Source organism: Rhodococcus sp. PAE-6 (assembly GCF_025290685.1).
GTDB lineage: Bacteria > Actinomycetota > Actinomycetes > Mycobacteriales > Mycobacteriaceae > Rhodococcus > Rhodococcus pyridinivorans.
Genome location: NZ_JAOCLZ010000002.1, coordinates 385,683 through 407,401 on the forward strand (window position 1 = coordinate 385,683; position 21,719 = coordinate 407,401).

General features: G+C 68.5%; 24 protein-coding genes and 1 riboswitch. Of the genes, 13 read left to right on the forward strand and 11 right to left on the reverse strand.

Annotated features, from left to right (window positions below):
• Positions 1-36: 36 nt before the first annotated feature.
• On the forward strand, positions 37-225 hold the full coding sequence (locus NVV99_RS06350) for a hypothetical protein (RefSeq protein ID WP_006551681.1): 189 nt from the start codon (positions 37-39) through the stop codon (positions 223-225).
• A gap of 159 nt (positions 226-384) precedes the next feature.
• Here the strand turns inward: NVV99_RS06350 and NVV99_RS06355 are convergent, their stop codons facing one another.
• The 3 genes from NVV99_RS06355 to NVV99_RS06365 form a co-directional block, all read right to left on the reverse strand.
• Entirely contained in the window at positions 385-966 is a 582-nt protein-coding gene (locus tag NVV99_RS06355; RefSeq protein ID WP_006551680.1) for a transglycosylase family protein, read from the reverse strand.
• A 10-nt stretch (positions 967-976) separates the two neighbouring features.
• A riboswitch (cyclic di-AMP (ydaO/yuaA leader) is annotated at positions 977-1,111 on the reverse strand.
• Between the two features lie 327 nt (positions 1,112-1,438).
• Positions 1,439-1,831, reverse strand: a complete 393-nt coding sequence (locus tag NVV99_RS06360) for a YccF domain-containing protein (RefSeq protein ID WP_024103083.1) — start codon at positions 1,829-1,831, stop codon at positions 1,439-1,441.
• Positions 1,828-2,070: a hypothetical protein gene (locus tag NVV99_RS06365; RefSeq protein WP_024103084.1), complete on the reverse strand. Its 243-nt coding sequence runs from the start codon at positions 2,068-2,070 to the stop codon at positions 1,828-1,830. The genes NVV99_RS06360 and NVV99_RS06365 overlap by 4 nt, the downstream gene beginning before the upstream one ends.
• 194 nt (positions 2,071-2,264) lie before the next feature.
• On the opposite strand from NVV99_RS06365, the gene NVV99_RS06370 reads away from it, so the two are divergent.
• Positions 2,265-2,672 carry a cold-shock protein gene (locus tag NVV99_RS06370; protein WP_006551677.1) on the forward strand — a complete coding sequence of 136 codons (408 nt, stop codon included), beginning with the start codon at positions 2,265-2,267 and terminating at the stop codon, positions 2,670-2,672.
• A gap of 68 nt (positions 2,673-2,740) precedes the next feature.
• Here the strand turns inward: NVV99_RS06370 and NVV99_RS06375 are convergent, their stop codons facing one another.
• From NVV99_RS06375 to NVV99_RS06385, 3 genes are all read right to left on the reverse strand, one after another.
• Positions 2,741-3,229 (reverse strand): DUF2771 domain-containing protein, encoded by a 489-nt coding sequence (locus tag NVV99_RS06375; protein ID WP_006551676.1) that lies wholly within the window; start codon positions 3,227-3,229, stop codon positions 2,741-2,743.
• Position 3,230: 1 nt separating this feature from the next.
• Entirely contained in the window at positions 3,231-4,907 is a 1,677-nt protein-coding gene (locus tag NVV99_RS06380; RefSeq protein WP_006551675.1) for an MFS transporter, read from the reverse strand.
• Between the two features lie 91 nt (positions 4,908-4,998).
• The gene (locus tag NVV99_RS06385; protein WP_006551674.1) at positions 4,999-5,814 is read right to left on the reverse strand and encodes a glutaminyl-peptide cyclotransferase; all 816 of its coding nucleotides are present in this window, start codon (positions 5,812-5,814) and stop codon (positions 4,999-5,001) included.
• Positions 5,815-5,949: 135 nt separating this feature from the next.
• Here NVV99_RS06385 and NVV99_RS06390 point away from each other — a divergent pair, with 135 nt between their 5' ends.
• From NVV99_RS06390 to NVV99_RS06400, 3 genes are read left to right on the forward strand one after another with little or no spacing between them, the layout of a single operon-like run.
• On the forward strand, positions 5,950-6,861 hold the full coding sequence (locus tag NVV99_RS06390) for a DUF3027 domain-containing protein (RefSeq protein WP_024103085.1): 912 nt from the start codon (positions 5,950-5,952) through the stop codon (positions 6,859-6,861).
• Between the two features lies 1 nt (position 6,862).
• A complete protein-coding gene (locus NVV99_RS06395) occupies positions 6,863-9,673 on the forward strand; it encodes a sacsin N-terminal ATP-binding-like domain-containing protein (protein WP_024103086.1) in 2,811 nt (936 codons plus the stop codon).
• Positions 9,670-10,209: a phosphatase PAP2 family protein gene (locus tag NVV99_RS06400; protein WP_019289931.1), complete on the forward strand. Its 540-nt coding sequence runs from the start codon at positions 9,670-9,672 to the stop codon at positions 10,207-10,209. The genes NVV99_RS06395 and NVV99_RS06400 overlap by 4 nt, the downstream gene beginning before the upstream one ends.
• 39 nt (positions 10,210-10,248) lie before the next feature.
• Here the strand turns inward: NVV99_RS06400 and NVV99_RS06405 are convergent, their stop codons facing one another.
• The gene (locus NVV99_RS06405; protein ID WP_006551670.1) at positions 10,249-10,500 is read right to left on the reverse strand and encodes a DUF2530 domain-containing protein; all 252 of its coding nucleotides are present in this window, start codon (positions 10,498-10,500) and stop codon (positions 10,249-10,251) included.
• An 80-nt stretch (positions 10,501-10,580) separates the two neighbouring features.
• Here NVV99_RS06405 and NVV99_RS06410 point away from each other — a divergent pair, with 80 nt between their 5' ends.
• The 8 genes from NVV99_RS06410 (at position 10,581) to NVV99_RS06445 (ending at position 17,366) form a co-directional block, all read left to right on the forward strand.
• Positions 10,581-12,050 carry an NCS2 family permease gene (locus NVV99_RS06410; RefSeq protein WP_033096781.1) on the forward strand — a complete coding sequence of 490 codons (1,470 nt, stop codon included), beginning with the start codon at positions 10,581-10,583 and terminating at the stop codon, positions 12,048-12,050.
• 44 nt (positions 12,051-12,094) lie between these two features.
• Positions 12,095-12,526: a MarR family winged helix-turn-helix transcriptional regulator gene (locus tag NVV99_RS06415; RefSeq protein WP_006551668.1), complete on the forward strand. Its 432-nt coding sequence runs from the start codon at positions 12,095-12,097 to the stop codon at positions 12,524-12,526.
• 163 nt (positions 12,527-12,689) lie between these two features.
• Entirely contained in the window at positions 12,690-13,496 is an 807-nt protein-coding gene (locus NVV99_RS06420) for an RNA methyltransferase (RefSeq protein WP_024103089.1), read from the forward strand.
• Complete coding sequence (locus NVV99_RS06425; RefSeq protein ID WP_019289927.1) at positions 13,493-13,765, forward strand: DUF2537 domain-containing protein; 273 nt, start codon at positions 13,493-13,495, stop codon at positions 13,763-13,765. The genes NVV99_RS06420 and NVV99_RS06425 overlap by 4 nt, the downstream gene beginning before the upstream one ends.
• A gap of 101 nt (positions 13,766-13,866) precedes the next feature.
• Positions 13,867-14,292, forward strand: a complete 426-nt coding sequence (locus NVV99_RS06430) for a hypothetical protein (protein ID WP_019289926.1) — start codon at positions 13,867-13,869, stop codon at positions 14,290-14,292.
• 312 nt (positions 14,293-14,604) lie between these two features.
• Complete coding sequence (locus NVV99_RS06435) at positions 14,605-15,021, forward strand: SHOCT domain-containing protein (RefSeq protein WP_024103090.1); 417 nt, start codon at positions 14,605-14,607, stop codon at positions 15,019-15,021.
• Positions 15,022-15,229: 208 nt separating this feature from the next.
• Positions 15,230-15,655: a hypothetical protein gene (locus tag NVV99_RS06440; RefSeq protein ID WP_024103091.1), complete on the forward strand. Its 426-nt coding sequence runs from the start codon at positions 15,230-15,232 to the stop codon at positions 15,653-15,655.
• A 127-nt stretch (positions 15,656-15,782) separates the two neighbouring features.
• Entirely contained in the window at positions 15,783-17,366 is a 1,584-nt protein-coding gene (locus NVV99_RS06445) for an alpha/beta-hydrolase family protein (protein ID WP_041803552.1), read from the forward strand.
• Positions 17,367-17,399: 33 nt separating this feature from the next.
• On the opposite strand, the gene NVV99_RS06450 is transcribed toward NVV99_RS06445, so the two are convergent.
• From NVV99_RS06450 to NVV99_RS06465, 4 genes are all read right to left on the reverse strand, one after another.
• Positions 17,400-18,101: a hypothetical protein gene (locus NVV99_RS06450; protein WP_024103093.1), complete on the reverse strand. Its 702-nt coding sequence runs from the start codon at positions 18,099-18,101 to the stop codon at positions 17,400-17,402.
• 14 nt (positions 18,102-18,115) lie between these two features.
• Positions 18,116-18,985 carry a septation protein SepH gene (gene sepH / locus NVV99_RS06455; RefSeq protein WP_024103094.1) on the reverse strand — a complete coding sequence of 290 codons (870 nt, stop codon included), beginning with the start codon at positions 18,983-18,985 and terminating at the stop codon, positions 18,116-18,118.
• A 220-nt stretch (positions 18,986-19,205) separates the two neighbouring features.
• The gene (gene serC, locus NVV99_RS06460; protein ID WP_006551659.1) at positions 19,206-20,327 is read right to left on the reverse strand and encodes a phosphoserine transaminase; all 1,122 of its coding nucleotides are present in this window, start codon (positions 20,325-20,327) and stop codon (positions 19,206-19,208) included.
• 104 nt (positions 20,328-20,431) lie between these two features.
• Positions 20,432-21,559, reverse strand: a complete 1,128-nt coding sequence (locus tag NVV99_RS06465; RefSeq protein WP_006551658.1) for a citrate synthase 2 — start codon at positions 21,557-21,559, stop codon at positions 20,432-20,434.
• Positions 21,560-21,719: the final 160 nt, after the last annotated feature.

Genomic DNA, 21,719 nt, shown 5'->3' on the forward strand with positions numbered 1-21,719 from the left:
GTAGCAGGCCCCGAACTCGCCTGCCAAAATGAGCGCATGGCTACCTCTTCGAAAAAGCATTACGTCGACCACGGATGGCCCGAGCTGGCCGACGGTGAGCACGCTGTCACCGAACTGTCGTCCACGCGTTCCGGTCCGCTCTCCCCGTACGGTGAGGACACCGTGTTCCCGTTGCCGGTCGAGGACCTGCCCTACACGCATCCGAAGACGGTGATCAACCGCTGATCCGATCGCGGATCACCGAACAGACTCTTCCGTACGGCGCCCGGTCCCTTCGTGGGGGCCGGGCGTCGTCGTGTGTGAGGGATGAACGAAGGTCGTCCGCATATGCGGAAGGGCCTCGCACCGTGAACGGTGCGAGGCCCTTCCGGGATGTTCGGGGTGTTACTGCGGGAGCACCGCGCGAACGGCGTCCAGGATGTTCGGGTCGAGCTCGACACCGGCGTCCTGGAGTGCGGTGACGCCCTGCTCGAAGCCGGCCAGGATGCCCTGGACCTCGGCGGGGACAGCGGGGGTCTCCGGAAGCTGCGGGACAGCGTTCTGGATGGCCGGCGCAGGGGTCTCGGCGGGCGCTGCGTCGACGGAGCGCTGCGTGGGCGCGCTCGACAGGCCGAGGCTCGACGAGCAGGAGGGCCATGCGCCCCAGCCCTGGCCGGCGAGGACACGCTCGGCGACGGCGATCTGCTGCTCGCGGCTGGCCTGGCTGGCCGAGGCGGCGTATTCCTGGCCGCCGTAGGCGTTCCAGGTGCTCGGCGAGAACTGCAGGCCACCGTGGTAGCCGTTGCCGGTGTTGATTCCCCAGTTGCCGCCGGACTCGCACTGTGCGAGGCGGTCCCAGTCGGAGTCGGGGGCGGCAGCGGCCGTGCCGCTGAACGCGACACCCGTGACGCCGAGGACTGCGCCCGTCAGCGCGAACTTCGCGACGGTACGACCGGTATTGGTGGGCTTGCGATGGCGTCCGCTCATGTCGGTTCCGTGTTCCTCTCCGTACGCACCTACGAGGTCAGCTGTCGGGTTCGGGCTGAAGAGGTCGCCCGGCCGTGTCGCTCCGTTGGGAGCGCCTTCGGCTTCACCCCGAGGACCGTCGCGCTTGCGTCGGCCCGGGCCTCCTGGACACCGTCCGGCTGTGGGCCGATCGGTTCCTGGGAGACCGGTGGGTCCCCCGTTTCCTGTCCCCTGTGGATCGTTCGTCGGGACTTCCGGAACCACGGGACAGGAATTTGGCGCGGCGGTTCCGGACCGGTCGAGCCAGGCGGTTCGACCGGACATGACGGTAACGGTTCCGAGGGCGAAGTGTCACCAATTGATAACGCGCCGATTCGTGTGGCGACAGACGTGTGTGGCGCGGACCAGGGAATGAAGTCCCAGGTAGTGGGGTTCGGGTACCCGAAATTTCGTTTCGAGTCCTGCTCGTTATCGGCTCGTTATGTGAGAAAGATCACATGTAACTCGGGCGGGCATCCACAGGAACGATCTCCTTCCCCAGGGGCATCAGGGAGATCGGGATCATCTTCAGGTTGGCGACGGCGAGCGGGATGCCGATGATCGTGACGGCCATGGCGAGCGCGGTGGCGATGTGGCCGAGGGCCAGCCAGATACCGGCCACCAGGATCCAGATGACGTTGCCGATCAGCGACATGGTGCCGGCCGTCGGCTTGTCGACCGTCGTCTTGCCGAACGGCCAGAGCGCGTAGATACCGATCCGGAACGACGCGATGCCGAACGGGATGGTGATGATGAGGATGCAGCAGATCAGACCTGCCGCGAAGTAGCCGAGCGCGAGCCACAGCCCGCCGAAGATCAACCAGATGATGTTGAGCAGGATCCTCATGTCCGGTCTCCGTTCCGAGCGCGCCGGCCCGAGCGCAGCGCGAAGGCGATGGCGAGGGCGAAACCCAACGGCCATGCGAGGGTCAACAGATACAGCGCGAGTCCGGGCGTGCCGTCGGTGACCGCCGGAATGAGGAAGATGGCGACGACCGCCACCACACCGACGACGAAGCAGGCGATCGCGGCCTTCAGGAGGCCGTTACGCGGGGCGGCAGACGAATCCGAAGATGAAGTACCCACGTGACCACGGTAGTCGCCGCAAGGACGGACGGTGACGTCCGGGAGCGGGAAGACGATTCGGGGGCGGACCCACCTCTGCGGGTACACTGACAGGTGTCTACGCGTCCCGCTCGACCGAGCCGGGGCGCGTTGTTTTGCATGGTAAACGGGTTGCCCCGCTGTGGGGCACAGCTTTCGAGGAGCAGGTGAGCGCGGTGCCGACCGGCAAGGTGAAGTGGTACGACGTCGAGAAGGGCTTCGGCTTCCTGTCCCAGGACGAGGGTGAGGACGTCTACGTCCGCGCCTCGGCACTGCCGGAGGGAGTGGAAGCGCTCAAGCCCGGTCAGCGCGTCGAGTTCGGTATGGCGGTGGGCCGTCGGGGTCCGCAGGCGCTGAAGGTCGAGCTCCTCGAGCAGCCCACGTTGCGGCAGGGTCGCCGCGAGGCTCCCGCCCAGCAGAAGCGCCGCGCGCCTGACGAACTGCACGGCATGGTCGAGGACATGATCAAGTTGCTCGAAGCAGCGGTCCAGCCCGATCTGCGGCGCGGGCGTTACCCCGACCGCAAGACCGGGCAGCGCATCTCCGAGGTCATGCGGGCGATCGCGCGCGAGCTCGATCACTAGGGACGAACCACGACGGGCCGTCCTCGCCGTGTGCGAGGACGGCCCGTCGTCGTATGCGGGGTCGGGACTCAGAACGTCTTGACGGCCCACACGGCGTGCGCGATCGGTTCACCGGCCTCGTCGACGACGGCCGACGGCAGCTGGATCTCCACTCCGAGCAACTGCAGCTCCGGGGAGCTCTCCACGGTGAGGGTGCGGCGTGCACCGGCCTCGAACATCGCGCCGTCGATGTAGGTCTGCCCGGTCTGCGTGTCGCCGTAGACGGTGAGGATGCGCCACGGAGCATCGGCGATCTCGTTCGGAAGCGACAGCTGCAGCGGGTAGCCGGCCGGCACGTCGAGCTGACCGATCGGGTTCTCCACGCAGTCCTCGAGATAGAGATTGCAGTGCTGCGCGGGATCGACCGTCACGGTCTTTCCCCGTGCGTACGCGGTGATGGTGGGGAGCGTGGGCTCGGCCGAATCGACCAGTTTCCACACCGTGGCGGCGACTCCCGCTACCACGACCACCAGGGCCACCAGCAGCAGCGCGAGAGTCTTCTTCGTCCGGGCCTGCAACTCAACTGTTCCAATCTTCGGTGGGGGATCCACCGGCGCGCCTCCGCCCGGCAGCCGTCTCGGTGGAGACGCGTTCGGGTCGACGGCCGCCGAATCCCGGCAGCAATGTCCCCCCACGGTATGTCAGCACCGTCTGCGCGAATCCGAGAACCAGCACGACGGAGACCACAGCGAACCCGAGCCACAGTTCGGTCGGCAACAGCACACCCATCGCTCCGCCGAACACCCAGCTGAGCTGGAGAACCGTCTCGGACCTGCCGAATCCGGACGCGATGGACTCCTCGGGAAGGTCCTGCTGGAGCGATGCGTCGAGCGAGACCTTGGCCAGCGCGCTGGCGCACGCCGCCACGAGCGCCGCCAGCGCGGCGGCCAGGACGTTGCCGGTCGCAGCGACGACGGCGGACACGACGACGACCGCGGCGGTGCACCGCACGACGATGAGAGCGGGCCGTCCGAGCGCGAGTCGCGCTCCGGTCGCGTTGCCCGCGAAGTTGCCGACCGCGGCGGCGGCACCGACACCACCGAGCATCGCGGCCTGCATGAGCGGATCCTGTCCGGTGGTGTTCTTCGCGACGAACGCCATGAACAAGGTCAGGAAGCCGGTGAGGATGCGGATCGTGCCGTTGCCCCACAGTCCGGTCACCACCGCCCGTCCCAGCGGCTGCTTCCGTTTCCCGGACTTGGTGACGATCACCTCGGTCACGGTGTCGGCGTTCAGCACCTCGGTGCGCGCGTCGGAGCGGTGGTACGACAGCGTCGCCGGCACCTCACCCTCGGTGACCTCGACCCAGGCGGGGATACGCATGCTCAGATAGGCGCCGAATGCGGTAATCCCGGCGCACAGCCACAGTGCGCCCGACGAACCGAATGCCCATGCCGCGGCCGCCGCGATCGCGCCGGCACCGATCGTGCCGCCGACCAGGCCGAAGACCGTCAACCGGGAGTTCACCCGCACCAGATCGATCTCCGGTGGCAGGACTCTGGGTGTCACCGCGGATTTGAGCACCGCGAACGATTTGCTCAGCACCATCATGCCGAGCGCCGCCGGATACAACAGCCAGCTGTCGAAGTTGAACACCAGCACTACCGCGAGCACCGTGCGCAGCGCGAAGGACGTCGCCAGCGCGACGCGACGACCGTGCTGCAACCTGTCGAGCAGCGGCCCGATGAGCGGGGCGATGATCGCGAACGGCGCGATCGTGATGAGCAGATACAGCGCGACCTTCGTCCTGTCCTCACCGGTGGCCGCCGAGAAGAACAGGGTGTTCGCGAGCGCGACGGCGATGGCCGCGTCGGAGGCGAAGTTCGCCATCGTCGCGTAGGTGAGCGCCGTCAGGCCCGACTTGTCGGCGCCGTCGGCCGTGGCCGCTCGGCGGAAGGTCGCGATGCCCTTCGAGGTGAGTTCGCGGCTGCGCAGGGCCGCGACCCGCGTCACCGTCAGTTTCCGCGGCATGCGCGGAGCGCGCGGTGAGTCGGTCTCGGACGAGGACTCCGCCCGACCGGCCGCCGACGCACCCGGCGGTCGGCGCGGATGGTCGACGGGATGCAGGGGCGGCAGGGGAGTGCGACGGCCCGAGACGCGGCGCGGAGGCGGATAGTTGCTGTACCCCGGATGCTGCGAACCCGGGACACGGCCGTCCGCTCCCTCGGGGGCGGGTCGCTCGTCCGGTTCGGTCACGTCTTCGATTCTTCCCCACGCGATAGCGGCTGTAACACAAGGGCGGCACGTGGCCCGAGTGACGCGTGCCGCGATCGGTATGCCACCCGGATCACTCCACGAAACGCACTTCGAACAGCGTCGGCCAGTACTTGCCCGTCACCAGGAACCGATCGGTCCCGGGGATCCGTGCGATGCCGTTGAGGACGTCCACATCGGCTCCCGCGGGCAGCCGATCACGCAGCGGAGCCGCGTCGACCCGGGCCTCCACACGGCCCGAGGCCGGATCGATCAGCACGATCTCGTCCGTCTGCCACACGTTCGCCCAGACCCTGCCGTCCTCGGCGCACTCGAGTTCGTTGAGCTTCGACACGGCACGTCCGTCCCGGTGCACGGTTACGCGCCCGAGTTCGTCGAAGGTGACGGGGTCGCGGAAGATCAGCTCGGCCGAGCCGTCGCTCATCACCAGACGGCCGGGTTGCGCGCACAGCCCCCAGCCCTCGCCGTCGTAGTCGACCCGGCGCTTCTCGAGCAGGGTGTCGCGATCGCGGAGGACGGCCGTGCCGTCCTTCCAGGTCAGCTGCCACACCTCGTCGCCGACCACGGTGATGCCCTCACCGAAGAGGTCGTCGAGGACGGGTTCGCGGGTGCGCTCGGTCTCGGCGAGGGTGACGGTCCCGCCGTCGAGGTCGACCTCTCGGGCCGACACCCACGAGCGCCCGGCCCGGCCGGTGCCTTCGAGTAGTTCGCCCTCGTCGATCTCGAGGCCCTGGGTGAACGCCTCCGGATCGTGGGGGTGCGTGGCGACGACTTCCACACCGAGTTCGGTGGCGGGTGGACCGGGTTCGGCGACGAGATCGTCGCCGCATCCGGCGGTGGTGACGCAGACGACCGTCGCGACCGCGGCCGAGAGGAGAAGACGGGGCACGCGCCCATCCTGCACCTCGCGTGTGAACGGTGCCTGTACGACCTTCCGCGACCCGCAGGCGCCGGAGCAGACAGGTCAGGCAGAATGGGGGTCGTGAGTGTTGCCTCTGCTTCCACTTCCCGAGGAACGAACCCCGTGGTCGATCCGGCGGTGCGTTCCGTGCTCGCCGACGCCGTCGACCTCGCTCGGGCCGCACTCGACGAACTCGGAGACGGTGGAGTCGGCGCCTATCTGGGCGTGACGCGCGAGGACGAGTGCTCGGCCACCCATCGTTTCGCCTCGGAGCTGCCGGGTTACCGCGGTTGGCAGTGGGCCGTCGTCGTGGCCGCCGCCCCGGATTCGGATCGGGTGACTGTGAGCGAACTCGTGCTCCTGCCCGGTCCCGACGCGCTCGTCGCCCCCGCGTGGGTGCCGTGGAGCGAGCGGATCCGTCCCGGCGATCTGGGTCCCGGCGACCTGCTGGCTCCCGCTCCTGACGACGTGCGCCTGGTTCCCGGCTACATGCTGTCCGGCGACCCCGAGGTCGATGAGACCGCCCTCGAGATCGGGCTGGGCCGCAAGCAGGTCATGAGTCTGGAAGGTCGCCTCGAGGCAGCGCAGCGCTGGTTCGACAGCGAATACGGTCCCGACTCGGAGATGGCGAAGGCCGCTCCGTCCTCGTGCCGCCTGTGTGGTTTCTATCTTCCGCTCGCCGGATCGCTGCGTGCGGCCTTCGGCGTCTGCGGCAACGAGTTCGCCGCCGACGGTCACGTCGTGCACGCCGAGTACGGATGCGGCGCGCATTCCGACACGACCCTGCCCACCGGCGCCGGTTCGCCGATCTACGAGGCGTTCGACGATTCGGCAGTGGAGGTCGTCGAGGTCGGACCGGCCGGCTCGGCGCCTGCGGAGTCCGCGACCACCGAGGTCGTGAGCACCGAGGTCGTGAGCACCGAGGTCGTGAGCACCGAGTCCACGCCGACCGATTCCACGGACGAGCTCGCCCCCGAGTCGTCAGCCCCCGAGTCGTCCGAGCCGTCCCCGTCCGAGTCGGAACAGACCGACTGACGTGACCCGGCCGGACCCCGCGGATCCGTTCGGGACCGCGGCGTTACGCGAAGGGATCCTCGCGGCCTGGTCGTCGTCGCCCACCCGTCTGCGCGAGGACGCGGCGACCGAGGCCGATCATGTCCGCGCGGGTTACCGCGACCGCGTGTTGACCGAGCTCGCCCAGAACGCCGCCGACGCCGCCGCGCGTGCCGATGTACCGGGTGAGCTGCGTGTCTGGTTCGCCGACGGCCGTCTCCACGTCGCGAACATCGGTGAGCCGCTCCACGAGGGCGGTGTCCACGCGCTGACCGCACTGCGCTCGTCGAACAAGACCGGCGCCGGATCCACCGTGGGGCGGTTCGGTGTCGGCTTCACGGCGGTGCTGTCGGTCTCCGACGACATCGAGGTGCGTTCGCGCACCGGTTCGCTCCACTTCTCGGCCGAGCGCACCCGCGCGGTGCTGGCCGAGCGGAACCTGCCCGAGCCGGAGTCGGGTGTCCCGGCGCTGCGCCTCGTGTGGCCGACGGAGGCCCCGCCGGCGACCGGCAGCGACACCGAGGTCGTGCTGACCCTGCGCCCCGGGGTGGACCCGGTCGCACTGCTCGACGCCTTCCGATCCGAGGCCCACGACATCCTGCTCGAACTCCCGGGCTTGCACACCGTCCTCGTCGCCGACGACGAATTCACCCGTCACCGGCGCGAACTCGACAGCGGCCTGTGGGAGGTGCGGATCGGCGATCGCACCTGGTGGGAGTTCACCGGAGCGTCGGCGCGATGGCTGGTGCCCGTCGTCGACGGGCGGGTCGACCCGGTCCGCAGCGATGTCCTGCGTGCCCCCACCCGCTCCGACGAGGAGCTGTCACTTCCCGCGATCGTCGTCGCCGACGTCGCCATGCAACCCGACCGGAGGCGCGTGCTTCCCGGAGCCCACGTCGAGAACGTCGCCCGCGGATACGCGCGGTTCGTCGCGGCTCTGCCCGCCGAGCAGCGACTCGACCTCGTGCCCCTGCCGGGTTTCGCGCGCAGCGAGGTCGACGAACGCATCCGCGAGGCGATCCTCGACGAGTTGGCTGCCGGCGCGTGGCTTCCCGCCGCCGACCGCAGCGCCGATCTGGTGCCCGACCGGGCCGTCGCACTTCCCGGTCTCACCGACGACCTCGCCGACGTCCTCGGCGAGGTGGTCCCGGGGCTCGTGATCCCCGAGTTGTGCGGGCCGCGACATGCGTCCGCGCTGTCCGCCGTCGGCGTGCACCGGCTCGGTCTCGCGCGACTGGCCGAACTGCTCTCCGGGCACGAACGCGATCCGAAGTGGTGGAACCGCCTGTACGAGGCGCTCACTCCGCTCGTCGTCGACGCGGTCGCGGCCGAGGAACTCGCATCGCTGCCGGTTCCGCTGTCGGACGGACGGACCGTGACCGGCCCGCGTACGGCCGTTCTCGCAACGCAACTGCAGGATATCGGCCCGGTGTCCATGCCGTGGGTGCGTCTCGTCCATCCCGACGCCGCGCATCCGCTGCTCGCCCGGCTCGGAGCCGGCACCGTGACGGTCGAGGACCTGCTCGCCGACCCGGCGCTCGTCGCGGCCGTCGAGGACACCGATCCCGACGACCTCCACCCGGAGGGCGACCTCCCGGCCGGTGAGCTCGCCGACGTCGTGCTGCGACTGGTGCCGCTCGTGTCGCCCGCGGCCGTGCCCCGCGAACTCGGGGCACTGCTGCTGCCCGACACCCACGGCGACCTCGTCCCCGCCGACGAACTCCTGCTTCCCGGTGCACCGCTCGCAGAAGTACTCGTCGAGGACGCGCCCTTCGGCACCGTCGACGCGTCCGTCGTCGACCGGTACGGGGCCGACGCCCTGCGGGCGATCGGTGTGGGCTGGGGATTCACGGTCCTGCGTGCGGAACTGCCGACCGGCCCCGACCACGATCTGCCCGACGAACACCTGTGGTGGGAGCGGCTCGACGACGATCCCGAGGTGCTCGTCGCGGTGCGCGACCTCGATCTCGTCGACGATCGCCGCTGGTCGCGGGCGTTGACCCTGCTGGCCGCCGAGCCCACGACGGCCGAAGCGATCGCCGACCCCGCCGGATATACGGCGTGGTATCTGCGCACCCGCGCGTCGCTCGACGGCCGGCCTCTGGGCCACTACCGGTTCGCCGACGACACCCTCTTCGAAGGTCTGCTCGATCCCTGTACCCACCCCGACGCATCGGCCTTCCGCAGCGCCCTCGCCGGAACGCGGATCGACGACATCGAACTGGCACAGACACTGCTCGACCGGCTCGCGGACGACAGCAGGTCGCCGGGGCCGGCCGCGATCGTCGCCGCGCACGACGCGCTCGCCGCGGCGTTCTCGTCGGGTGGTCTCGATCCCGAGTCGGTCACTCTGCCCGACGGGGTGCGCAGCCTGTCGGGTGTCGTCGTCGACGCAGCCGACGCTCTCGTACCCGACCGTCCGTGGTTCGCGGCCGCGATCCCACACGACCGCCTCGTCACCGGCGGCAGGGGAACCGCCCACGCGCTCGCGGACGTGCTCGACATCGCCGTGGCGTCCGCGGTGGTCGACGCCGAACCCGTCGAGCAGGGGAGGAGTTCGACGTGGGAGCGCGAACCGGCCGCGGTCCTGGCCGGAATCGTCGCCGGGGTGCCGCTTCCGCGCGGCGTACTCGCGCTGCACGACCGACTCGTCCTCCGCTGCTCCGGAGCCCTGACCGGTGAGGTCGAGGTCCCGTGGTGGGTCGACGCGGCCGGCACCGTCCACAGCACACCGATCGGCCTGGCCGCGGCACTCACCGCGCTCACGGCTCCGGACGTGAGAACCGAACCGTGACGCTCGATGCCGCGGTGCTCGACTGGATGGTGTCGCTCCGCGAGCCGTGGCTGACCACCGCGGTGACCGCACTCACCCACACGGGCGGGGGAGTCGCGACGAGCCTGATCGCCGCGGCGACGACGCTGCTGCTGGTGCGGGCCGATCGTCTGTCCGACGCCGTCCTCGTCGCCGGAGCGGTCCTCACGGGCTGGCCGTTGATGGTGTTGCTCAAGAATCTGTTCGGCCGTGTCCGGCCACCGGAACCCGAACGGCTCCTGGCCCTGCGCACCGAGTCGTTCCCGTCCGGACACGCGATGACCAGCGCAGTTCTGGCCACGGTGCTCGTCGCGGTCGTCGTGCGCACGTGGCCGCGCGGCGATCGCCGCCGGACCGCCGCGACGATCGCGCTCGCCGGTTACACCCTCGTGATCGGGCTCTCTCGCGTCTACCTCGCGGCGCACTGGTTCACCGATGTCGTCGCAGGCTGGATCTTCGGGATCACATGGGCCCTGCTGTGGGTGTGGTTGATCACTCGGGTGCGGATCCGTCGCTGACACCGCTGTGGGCTTGTCGCGGACGGCCGTGGGCGAGGGTCAGTCCAGCCCCGCCTGGGCACCCCGGTCACCGCGTCGGGCGGCGCGACGCTGCAACAGGAAGAGCGCAGTTCCCAGCAGCCCCACCACGATTCCCGCCACGCAGACCGGAAGCACATCGTCCCGGAGTTCGCCGCCCACCACCGCCACGACGACGGTCGCCACCACCCACAGACCGGTTCCCACGGCAAGCGCGGGGCGAGGGTCGGCAAGGCGTCGGATGCGGGCTGCGACGAGCTGGGCGGGTTCCACGGTTTGCAGATTAGTTCCTTCGCGCTGCAATAATCGGTTCCCGTTGCGACGCCCCGTACTCGACGAGCGGATTTGTGGACATGGCCGTAGGCACCGACTCCAAGCGAACGTCCTTCCTGGACACCTATTTCAAGATCACCGAACGCGGTTCCACCGTGTCCCGAGAGGTGCGTGGCGGCATCGTCACGTTCTTCGCGATGTCGTACATCGTGGTCCTCAACCCGCTGATCCTCGGTAGCTTCTCCGCCGAGGACGCGAGCGCGAAGATCGACGTGATGGGCAACATCCTGCCCATCAACCAGGTCGCCGCCGTCACCGCGCTGGTCGCCGGCTTCATGAGCATCGTCTTCGGTGTGGTCGCCAACTATCCGTTCGCCATCGCCGCCGGCCTCGGCATCAACAGCCTGCTGGCGGTGACCATCGCGCCGCAGGTCACCTGGCCCGAAGCGATGGGCCTGGTGGTCATCGACGGCATCATCATCGTCGTGCTGGCCCTGACCGGTTTCCGCACCGCGGTCTTCAACGCGATCCCGGCAGAACTCAAGGCCGCCATCGCTGCCGGTATCGGCGCCTTCATCGCCATGATCGGCCTCGTCGACGCCGGCTTCGTCCGCCGCATCCCCGACGCCGCCGGCACCACCGTCCCTGTCGGCCTGGGCATCGACGGCTCCATCGCGTCGTGGCCGACCTTCGTCTTCGTCGTCGGTGTGCTGCTCATGGGTGTGCTCGTCGCACGCAAGGTGCGCGGCGGACTGCTGATCGGCATCGTCGCCACGACGATCCTGTCGATGATCATCGAGGCCATCGCCGACGTCGGCCCGTCGCTGGGCACCAACCCCAAGGGCTGGAACCTCAGCACCCCCGACGCCCCCGACTCCTTCTTCGGCATCCCGAACCTGAGCCTCGTCGGCAACGTCGACCTGTTCGGCGCGTTCACCCGCATCGGCGTGATCGCCGCGACCCTGCTCGTGTTCACGCTCGTCCTCGCGAACTTCTTCGACGCCATGGGCACCATGACCGGCCTCGGCAAGGAAGCCGGCCTGGCCGACAAGAACGGCACCCTGCCCGGCATCGGCAAGGCCCTCGTCGTCGAGGGCACCGGCGCCATCGTCGGTGGTGGCGCTTCCGCCTCGTCGAACACGGTGTTCGTCGAATCGGCCTCGGGTATCGCGGAAGGAGCCCGCACGGGCCTGGCCAACGTGGTCACCGGTGTGATGTTCCTGCTCGCGATGTTCCTGACCCCGCTGTACGAGGTGGTCCCGATCGAAGCGGCCGCTCCGGCTCTCGTCGTGGTCGGTGCCCTGATGATCGGCCAGGTCCGCGACATCGACTTCTCGGTGTTCGCTGTGGCGCTGCCGGCCTTCCTGACCATCATGGTCATGCCGTTCACCTACTCGATCGCCAACGGCATCGGCGTCGGCTTCATCACCTGGGTGATCCTGCACGCCGCGAGCGGCAAAATCCGCACCATCCATCCGCTGATGTGGATCGTCGCAGTGCTGTTCGCCCTGTACTTCTCGGTCGATCCGCTCACGGAACTGCTCACCTAGGCAGCCGACGCGTGTTTCGGGCGATGTGACGTATTCTGCACGCCATGATCTCGGATACACGCGCACTCGCCGGTGACCTCTCACTCGCCGTTGTGCGTCTGACGCGTCATCTGCGGGGGAGACGCACCGATTCCCGAGTTTCTCTGACCCAGATCTCGGCAATGGCCACCCTCGCGCAGGAAGGTGCGATGACCCCGGGGGCACTGGCAGCGCGCGAACGCGTCCAACCACCCTCGATGACCAGGGTCATCGCGTCTCTGCACGAACTCGGTCTCGTCGAGCGGACGCCGCACCCGACGGACGGACGACAGATCATCGTGACGCTGTCCGAAGCCGGGAGGGAATTGCTCGCCGACGAGGCGCAGGCACGCGAAGTGTGGCTGACCGAACGGCTCGACAAACTCGATCCCGACTCGCTCGCCACGTTGCGCGACGCCGTCGGAATCCTTACGGCGCTCGTCGCTGAAGACGACTGACCGCACCGCGGTCGATGACGACCGACCGCACCGCGGTCGTGACGACCGACCGCACCGCGGTCGATGACGACTGACCGCACCGCGGTCGTGACGACCGACCGCACCGCGGTCGTGACGACCGACCCGGTGCGGGAGGGTGCAGGGCCGCTGGGAGAATGACCCGGTGGTTCACGTCATCGACATCGACGATCCTTCCGACCCCCGGGTGGACGACTTCCGCGATCTCAACTCCGCGGACCGTCGGCCCGACCTTCCCGGTGGCAAGGGTCTGGTGATCGCAGAGGGTGTGCTGGTGGTCCAGCGCATGCTCGACTCCCGGTTCGCTGCGACGAGCCTGCTCGGGGTGAGTCGGCGGCTGGACGAACTCGCCGACGACCTGCGTGACGTCGACGTGCCGTTCTACCGCACCGATGCGGCGACCATGGCGGAGGTCGTCGGCTTCCACCTCAACCGCGGGGTGCTCGCCGTCGCGCACCGGCCCGAACCGCTCTCGCTCGACGACGTCCTCGACAAGGCGACCACGGTCGCGGTGCTCGAAGGGGTCAACGACCACGAGAACGTCGGCTCGATGTTCCGCAACGCCGCCGGACTCGGCGTCGACGGTGTGCTCTTCGGGAAAGGATGCGCCGACGCTCTGTACCGGCGTGCGGTGCGCGTGTCGATGGGGCACGTCCTCCGGGTCCCCTTCGCGCACGTCGACCGGTGGCCGTACGACCTGGATCTGTTGCGCAGCAGAGGATTCCAGCTGATCTCCCTGACCCCGGACCCACGGGCGATCCCGCTCGCCGAAGCGATGACGGGGGAAAAAGTCGCGCTCCTGCTCGGCGCCGAGGGGCCGGGCCTGACCGAACATGCGATGCGGGCGACCGACGTGCGTGCCCGGATTCCCATGGCTGTCGGCACGGATTCGCTGAACGTGGCCACCGCGGCTGCGATGGCGTTCTACGAGCGGGTGCGGCTTCCGCGATGAGCCAGGCTCGCGGTCCCGCGCCCACTCCCTGGGCGACGGGGCTCACGCTGACGGCTTTATCCTTCGTCGCCACCGTCATCACCGTCGTCGCCTGCGGGCAGGTGCTCGGCCGGATCCATCCGGCCCTCGCCGTCGTCGTCAATGTCGTGACGGTCGCGGGAGTCGCGCCGACCGTGTGGTCGTGGCTCCGGGTGCAGGTACTGCGCTGGCTCGCCGCCGGTTTCCTGGCCGGTGTGCCGTTCGGCTGGCTCGCGCTGCTCGTGTCCTGAACGAGTTCTGGGTGCGATTGCCGGCGGAAAACCCCCAACCTCCATTGGAGAATTCCGACGAAGCGCACACTCGAGATGTCGGGTCATCCGGAAGGAGCATCATGTCACGCAATGTGCATGCCGAGCGGGAGGAAATGTCGGTCAAGCAGGGTCTCGCCGCGGGAACGTCGGTCGGTGCCGCAATCATCATGACCTTGATCGGTGCTCTGCAACTGTTGCAGGGAATTGCTGCGGTCGCCGAGGACGAAGTCTTCGTCGCCGGCCAGGAGTATCTGTTCACGTTCGATCTCACCACGTGGGGGTGGGTCCACATCGTTGTCGGTGTCGTGATGGTGATCGTGGGCATCGCGTTGATTTCCGGGGCGACATGGGCGCGCGTCTCCGCAATGGTCATCGCCGCGCTGTCGATCCTGGTGAATTTCATGTGGCTTCCCTACTACCCAGGGTGGGCGCTTGCGATCATCGCCCTCGATGTAGTGGTCATCTGGGCGATCGCGACCTGGAACCCCCGCGCGGTGTACTCCTGACCGACTCGAGCCGGTACCGAATCGCGCCGATTGCGCAAACCGATGTCCTCCACCCATGAACGGGCGTATGGTATATCCGGCCCTCCCCGATCAGAGGGACGGAGGTCGTCATGACTGAAGATGGACCTGCCGAAGCCCGAATCGGACAGTCGTCACGATTCGACGCCGGTATCGATGAGTGGACCGGGGGCCGCGAGTAGTGGCAGTGCCGTAGCGGCACACCGCAGGGGGAAACAGGATTCGAGATCTTCATTCTCCGGTGGTTTCATGGGGGCATCGTCCCGCCATCGGTTCGGCCGAGGAGGTTCGGCTATGGATTCATTCTGGGACTACGTGTGGTACACCGTCGTCGTATTCGCCTTCGTGGCATACCTGATCGTCCTGTTCCAAATCATCGTCGACCTCTTCCGGGATCACTCCGTGTCCGGTTGGGTCAAAGCGATGTGGGTCATCGGTCTGGTGCTCCTTCCGTACCTGACAGCGCTGGTCTACCTGATCGTTCGCGGTCGGGGAATGGCTCTGCGGGCACAACAGGCCCAGGCCGAGGCGAAGCAGGCCACCGACGAATACATCCGGACCGTGGCGGTCGGGAAATCTCCGGCTCAGCAGATTGCCGACGCCAAAGGCCTGCTCGATTCCGGCGCGATCACGCCTGCCGAGTTCGAACACCTCAAGGCTCAGGCACTCGGCACCGTCGCGCCCGGACGTGACGGCGTGCCCATCGCGTGAACCATCGTTGCGGGGAGGGCATCTGAGGCCGGTGCCCTTCCGTGGTCGGCTCGTGCGTTCGACGCGTCGCGTCGAGTAGCCGGCGGGTGAAAGTGTGAGGGTGGCGGCGCAACTCGGCGGCACCCTTGTTCCTCCGAATCGGGTCGCGGCCGTTCCTCGCGAGGACCGGCGCACGACCGGTGTTTCCTTCGTACACGAGAGGATCGTCATGTCGCACGACGTACGTCCCGACAGGGAGAGTATGAGTGTCAAACAGGGCATCGCCGCAGGTACCTCGATAGGGGCGGCGATCATCCTGGCAACGGTCGGTGTCGTCCAACTCCTCCAGGGCATCGCGGCGGTCGCCGAGGACGAAGTCTTCGTGCGGGGTGTGGAATACACCTACAAGTTCGACTTCACCACGTGGGGATGGATCCACATCGTCCTCGGCGTCGTGATGCTGGTCGCCGGTCTCGCGTTGATGAGCGGTGCCACGTGGGCTCGCGTCACGGCCATCATCATCGCCGCGTTGTCGATCATCGCGAACTTCCTGTGGTTGCCGTACTACCCGTGGTGGTCGATCCTGATCATCGCGTTGGACGCGGTCGTGATCTGGGCGATCTCGACCTGGCAGCCACGCTCCGACTACTACTGACGCGACCGTGCAAGAAAACGGCCGCAACGTCCGGGGTGATCCGGGCGCGAACGTCGCGACCGAAGTTCCCCGATCGCGGGCACGGCGGTGGGCACTGCACCTCACACTTCCCGGGTGTTGGGGTGCAGTGCTTTTCGCGTGCCTGTCGTTCACCCCGTCGTTGCTTCCGCGCGGCGGGATCCTGCAGGGGATGATCTGCGGGATCACTGCCGCGATCGGATACGGCCTCGGCGTGCTCCTCGCGTTCGTGTGGCGCGCCTTCGCCGACCGGCCTCCTCGGTCTCCCAAGGCTGCGTCGTGGTGGATCTTCGGCACCTGCGGGGCGGTCCTCTTCGCGGTCTTCTTCGGGCTCGGCCAGTACTGGCAGCACGAGATCCGTACTCTGATGGGGGTTTCCGAGTACAACCTGGCACTTGCGGTTCTCTCCCCGCTCGTCGCGGTCGTGATGTTCGCTGTGCTGCTGGCGATCGGACGTGGTATCCGCGCCCTGTATCACTGGGCGGCACGGACACTCGACCGGTGGATCGGGCAGCGGGCCGCGAACGTCGTGGGGTGGGTTCTCGTCGCGGGACTCGTGTACGCGATCGTCTCCGGAGTGCTCCTCGCCGGCTTCATCGACGCCGCCAATGCGGCGTTCTCGGCGCGGGACACGAGAACCGAGGAAGGTGTGCAGCAACCGACGACCGCACTCCGCTCCGGTGGACCGGATTCGGTCGTTCCGTGGGATTCTCTCGGGTGGCAGGGGCGGATCTTCGTCGGGCAGGGGCCGACCACCGAACAACTCGGTGAGTTCACCGAAGGTCCTGCCCTCGAACCGATCCGGATCTACGCCGGCCTGGCATCGGCGGACGACACCGAGGATCGCGCGTCCCTCGCTGTCGAGGACCTCACCCGGGCAGGAGGATTCGAGCGGAGCAACCTGGTCGTCGTGACGACGACGGGGAGCGGCTGGGTGGACCCGGCCCTGGTGGACTCCGTCGAGTACCTCACCGGCGGCGACGTCGCGACGGTCGCGATCCAGTACTCCTATCTGCCCTCGTGGATCTCCTATCTCGTCGATCAGTCGAAGGCGCGGGAAGCCGGACGCGACCTGTTCGACGCCGTCTACGACGTCTGGTCGAAGCTTCCCCAGGACGCCCGCCCCCGACTGCTCGTGGCTGGGGAGAGCCTCGGTTCGTTCGGCGGGGAGACCGCCTTCAGCGGCGAGTACGACCTGCGCAATCGCACGTCGGGCACGGTCTTCGCCGGACCTCCGAACTTCAACGTCCTCTTCCGGGAGTTCAGCGATCGCCGGGAGGCCGGCAGCCCCGAGATCGAACCGGTCTTCCGGGACGGCCGCACGGTGCGGTTCACGAACGACCCACAGGCGGAGATCCCGCCGACGGACGAGCCGTGGGAGGGGAGTCGGGTGCTGTATCTGATGCACCCGTCGGACCCGATCGTCTGGTGGAGTCCGCACCTGATCACGAGTGAGCCGGACTGGATCGGCGAAGCCCCCGGCCGCGACGTGCTCGAGGACATGGTGTGGATCCCGTTCGTGACCTTCTGGCAGGTCACGGCCGATCTGCCCTTCTCCACGGGTGTCCCGGCCGGGCACGGCCACAAGTACAGCACCGAGTACGTCGACGCCTGGGCTCTCGTCCTGCAATCCCCGGAGATCACACCCGACGACATCGACGAGGTGAAATTCATTGTCGGAGCAGAGGAGTGACGAGTCCGACCGGGAGCGTCGCTCGACGGCACGTCAGTGCGCCGCGAGTCGCCGCCACCAGGAGGTCTTCGGTGCGGGGACGGAGATCTGCGGGACCGGGGTGCGCAGCGTGAAACTCCAGGTGTCGATGTTCCGCGGGTCGAGTTCGTCGTCGCGGCGCCCGACATAGCGGAACCCGAGCCACGCCCCGTGGGCCTCCTCGACGAGCTTGCGAGGGTGGAAGGGCAGGGACTCCGGGGGAGGGGGTACGTTCGGCGGCCAGCGGAGCGGATGCTCGCCCGCCCAGAACGGCCGCTCCCATACGAACGGGATTCCCTGGTCCTCGAAGAACTCGACGGTGTTCGCTCCGAAGCCGCGGCGCAGCCGGCCGCACTCCCACACGGCGAACGATCCCCACGCACCGGCCGGATCGGATGCCAGCAGGCACGTGCGTTCGGCGGCGGGCGTGCGCAACCACATCGTGGGCAGCTCCGAGGGGTGGCGTAGTGCGAATCGGGGGCTCGACACCACCGTCACACCGGGATAGCTACCGACCCGGAACTGTTCGGCGTCATCGTCCTCGCCGGTGCCCCCGGCGTCGGCGAGCGGTACCCGCGCGCCGGGATCGACCTGGAACTCCGGGAACAGACGCGACAGAAGTGCTCGCGCCGCATCGCGGTCCGGAGAGAACTCGCGCAGCACCGCTACGGGATCGGGTGCGTCGACGTACCAGAGCGTCGACACCGTCGCCGACATCGTCGACGACTTCCTCAGACGCGTCCGTTACTGCGCACACCGAGCAGCACGTCGTCCCACGAGGGGAGCGCGGGCTTGCCGCGCTTGTCCTTCGCGGGAGCCTGCGACGCGCGCGATGCATCGGCGTCGTCGGGCACCGTGACGGCGACGGTGGTCTCCTCGTCGGCGACCGGCTCCGGAGCCGGTTCGTCGGAAGCGGGAGCCTCCAGCGCGATCGGGGCGTGACGGTCGGCGTTCTCCACCTCAGTGGAATCGTCGACGTCGCGCGCCGAGTAGACCGGGGTCAGGTAGCGCAGGGGACGGCCGCAATCGGGATCGACGAGATCGGCGGCAATGTCGTCGAGCGCGGTGATCGTGCCGCCGTGAGCGTCGGGCTGGTAGCGCCAGTGCGCGCGGTTCGTGGAACGACCGGCGTGCCACCGCAACTGCGCGACCCAGAAGCCCTCGTCGTCGCGCCAGGCGTCCCACTCGGCTTCGTCGAGGCTGTGCCCGCGAGCACGGAAGGCCTGCGTGACGATCTCGTGGAGGGTCTCGACGGCGGGACCGTCGGGGCGGACGGGATGGCCCTTCTTGGCCATGTCGGCGGCCCGGGACCGCTCGAGCAGGACGGGATAGGCGAACCGTTCGACCTTGGCGACCGGGACGCCGGCCTCGTCGGCCACCTGTTCGACCGAGGCGCCGCCGCGGATGCGGGCCTGGATCTCGCGAGGGCGGAGCTGGCTGGTCGTCTCGATCTGGATCTGGCCGAGACGGGCCAGATCTCCGCGAGCGGCCGCGCGCAGGGTGTCGTCGACGGGAATGCGGAACTTGTCCCCCGTCGTGGGATCGGCGAGCACCACATGCTTAGCATCGGGCTCGAGACCGACCACTCGAAGCTCTCGCACCTTGACCTCCTCGCGCCGATCGCGATTGACCCGCCCGACTGTAACCGACCTGGATATTTTTCGTGGCCGGACACGCCGCGCCACGCCGAGCGACATCGCAAGAAATCCGACGCGGCGCGTTATCGTCCAGGGTTCGCCGAAATGTCTCGATGCGAGGTCGAGACTATGACGACAACGGGGCCGGATCCGACATCGGACCCGGCCCCGCTGTGCGGCGTACTCAGAGCTGGGAGACGACCCAGTCGATGCACTTGGTCAGCTGCGTGACGTCCTCGGGATCGATGGCCGGGAACATACCGATGCGCAGCTGGTTGCGGCCGAGCTTGCGGTACGGCTCGGTGTCGACGATGCCGTTGGCCCGCAGGATCTTCGCGACTTTCGCCGCGTCGACGGAGTCGGCGAAGTCCACGGTGCCGACGACCTGCGAACGCAGCGACGGATCGGCGACGAACGGCGTCGCGTACTCGGAGGCTTCGGCCCACTCGTACAGGCGCGAGGACGAATCCTTCGTGCGCGCCACGGCCCAGTCGAGACCGCCGTTGCCGTTGAGCCACTCGATCTGGTTGGCGAACATCAGCAGGGTGGCCAGTGCCGGGGTGTTGTAGGTCTGGTCCTTGCTGCTGTTGTCGACGGCGATCGGCAGCGACAGGAACTCGGGGGTGAAGCGACCCGACTCCTTGATCTCGGCGACACGCTCGAGCGCGGCCGGGCTCATCAGCGCGATCCACAGGCCACCGTCGGCGGCGAAGCACTTCTGCGGGGCGAAGTAGTACACGTCGGTGTCGGAGATGTTCACCGGCAGGCCGCCGGCACCCGAGGTCGCGTCGATCGCGATCAGGGTGTTGTCGGAACCGGCGGGACGCTGCACCGGAACCGCGACACCCGTGGAGGTCTCGTTGTGCGCCCAGCCGATGAGGTCGGCCGACGCGTCGGCGACGATCTCCGGAGCCGAGCCCGGCTCCGAACCCACGACGATCGGATCGCCGATGAACGGGTTCTTCTTCGCGACCGTCGCGAACTTCGACGAGAACTCGCCGTAGGTGAAGTGCTGCGAGCGCTCCCGGATCAGACCGAAGGCCGCAGCGTCCCAGAAGGCGGTGGTGCCGCCGTTGCCGAGGACGACCTCGTAGCCCTCGGGCAGGGAGAACAGGTCGCGCAGACCCGAGCGGACACGGGCGACGACGTCCTTGACCGGCTTCTGCCGGTGGCTGGTGCCGAACACCGAAGCGCCGACATCGACCAGCGACTGCAGCTGCTCGGGACGAACCTTGGACGGGCCGCAGCCGAAGCGGCCGTCTGCGGGCTTGAGGTCGGCGGGAATGATCGGTGACGCGTCTGCCATCGGAATGCGTGTCCTAAGAGTCGAGGGACATGGTGCACAGGCAGTCTAGACCGCCCCCTCGGAGCCTCCGCCGGGCGCTGGTCGGCCCGGCCGAGGAAGAGGCATCAGCGATGCGTGATCGAATCCCAGCCCGTGACCTCGGAGGCAGGGCGCGGATCGGGGCCGGTGTAGATCGCCGCGGGACGCACGAGCTTGCCCAGACGCTTCTGCTCGAGGATGTGGGCGCACCAGCCGGCGGTCCGTCCGCAGGTGAACATCGCGGGCATCATCGCGGCGGGGACCTCGGCGAAATCGAGGATCACCGCAGCCCAGAACTCGACGTTGGTCTCGATCGCCCGGTCGGGACGACGCTCGCGCAGCTCGGTGAGGGCGGCCTGCTCGAGCGCGGCCGCCGCCTCGAAGCGCGGAGCGTCGAGTCGCTTCGCGGTGCTGCGCAGCACCCGGGCGCGGGGGTCCTCGGCGCGGTAGACGCGGTGACCGAAGCCCATGAGCTTCTCCTTGCGGTCGAGGATGCCCTTGACCAGACCGCGCGGATCGCCGGTGCGTTCGGTCTCCTCGATCATCGGCAGCACGCGGGCCGGGGCACCGCCGTGCAGCGGGCCGGACATCGCGCCGACCGCGCCGGAAAGCGAGGCGGCCGCGTCCGCGCCGGTCGAGGCGATGACCCGGGCAGTGAACGTCGAGGCGTTCATGCCGTGCTCGGCCGCCGAGACCCAGTAGGCGTCGATCGCCTCGACGTGCTTGGGATCCGGGTCGCCCTTCCACCGCACCATGAAGCGCTCGGTGACGGTGCTCGCCTCGTCGATGCGCTGCTGCGGCACGGCGGGCTGGTAGATGCCGCGGGCGGACTGCGCCACATAGGACAGGGCCATCACCGCGGCGCGGGCGAGATTGTCGCGGGCCGTGGCGTCGTCGATGTCGAGCAGCGGACGGAAGCCCCAGATGGGTGCGAGCATCGCCAGACCGGCCTGGACGTCGACACGCACGTCGCCGGTGTGGATCGGCAGGGGGAACGGCTCGGCCGGGTACAGGCCGCGACCGAACTCGCCGTCGACGAGCAGGGCCCACACGTCGCCGAAGGTCACTCCCTTCTCGACGAGCTCTTCGATGTCGACGCCGCGATAGCGCAGTGCGCCACCGTCCTTGTCGGGCTCGGCGATGTCGCTCGTGAAGGCGACCACGCCTTCGAGTCCTGCGACGAAATCCTCGGGAACTGACGCGCGCGCTGCCATGACGGTTGGGCTCTCCTCGTTCGAGCACGGCCCGGTCCGAGCCGCGCTGCCGGTGGAATGAGGTCACCGTCAGGTGTGATCGGCGCCCCACTCGGGTCGTCGTGAAAACTGTAGCGCCCGTGGTCCGAGCGTCGCTGCCCGGATGCCGGGAGTACCGTCG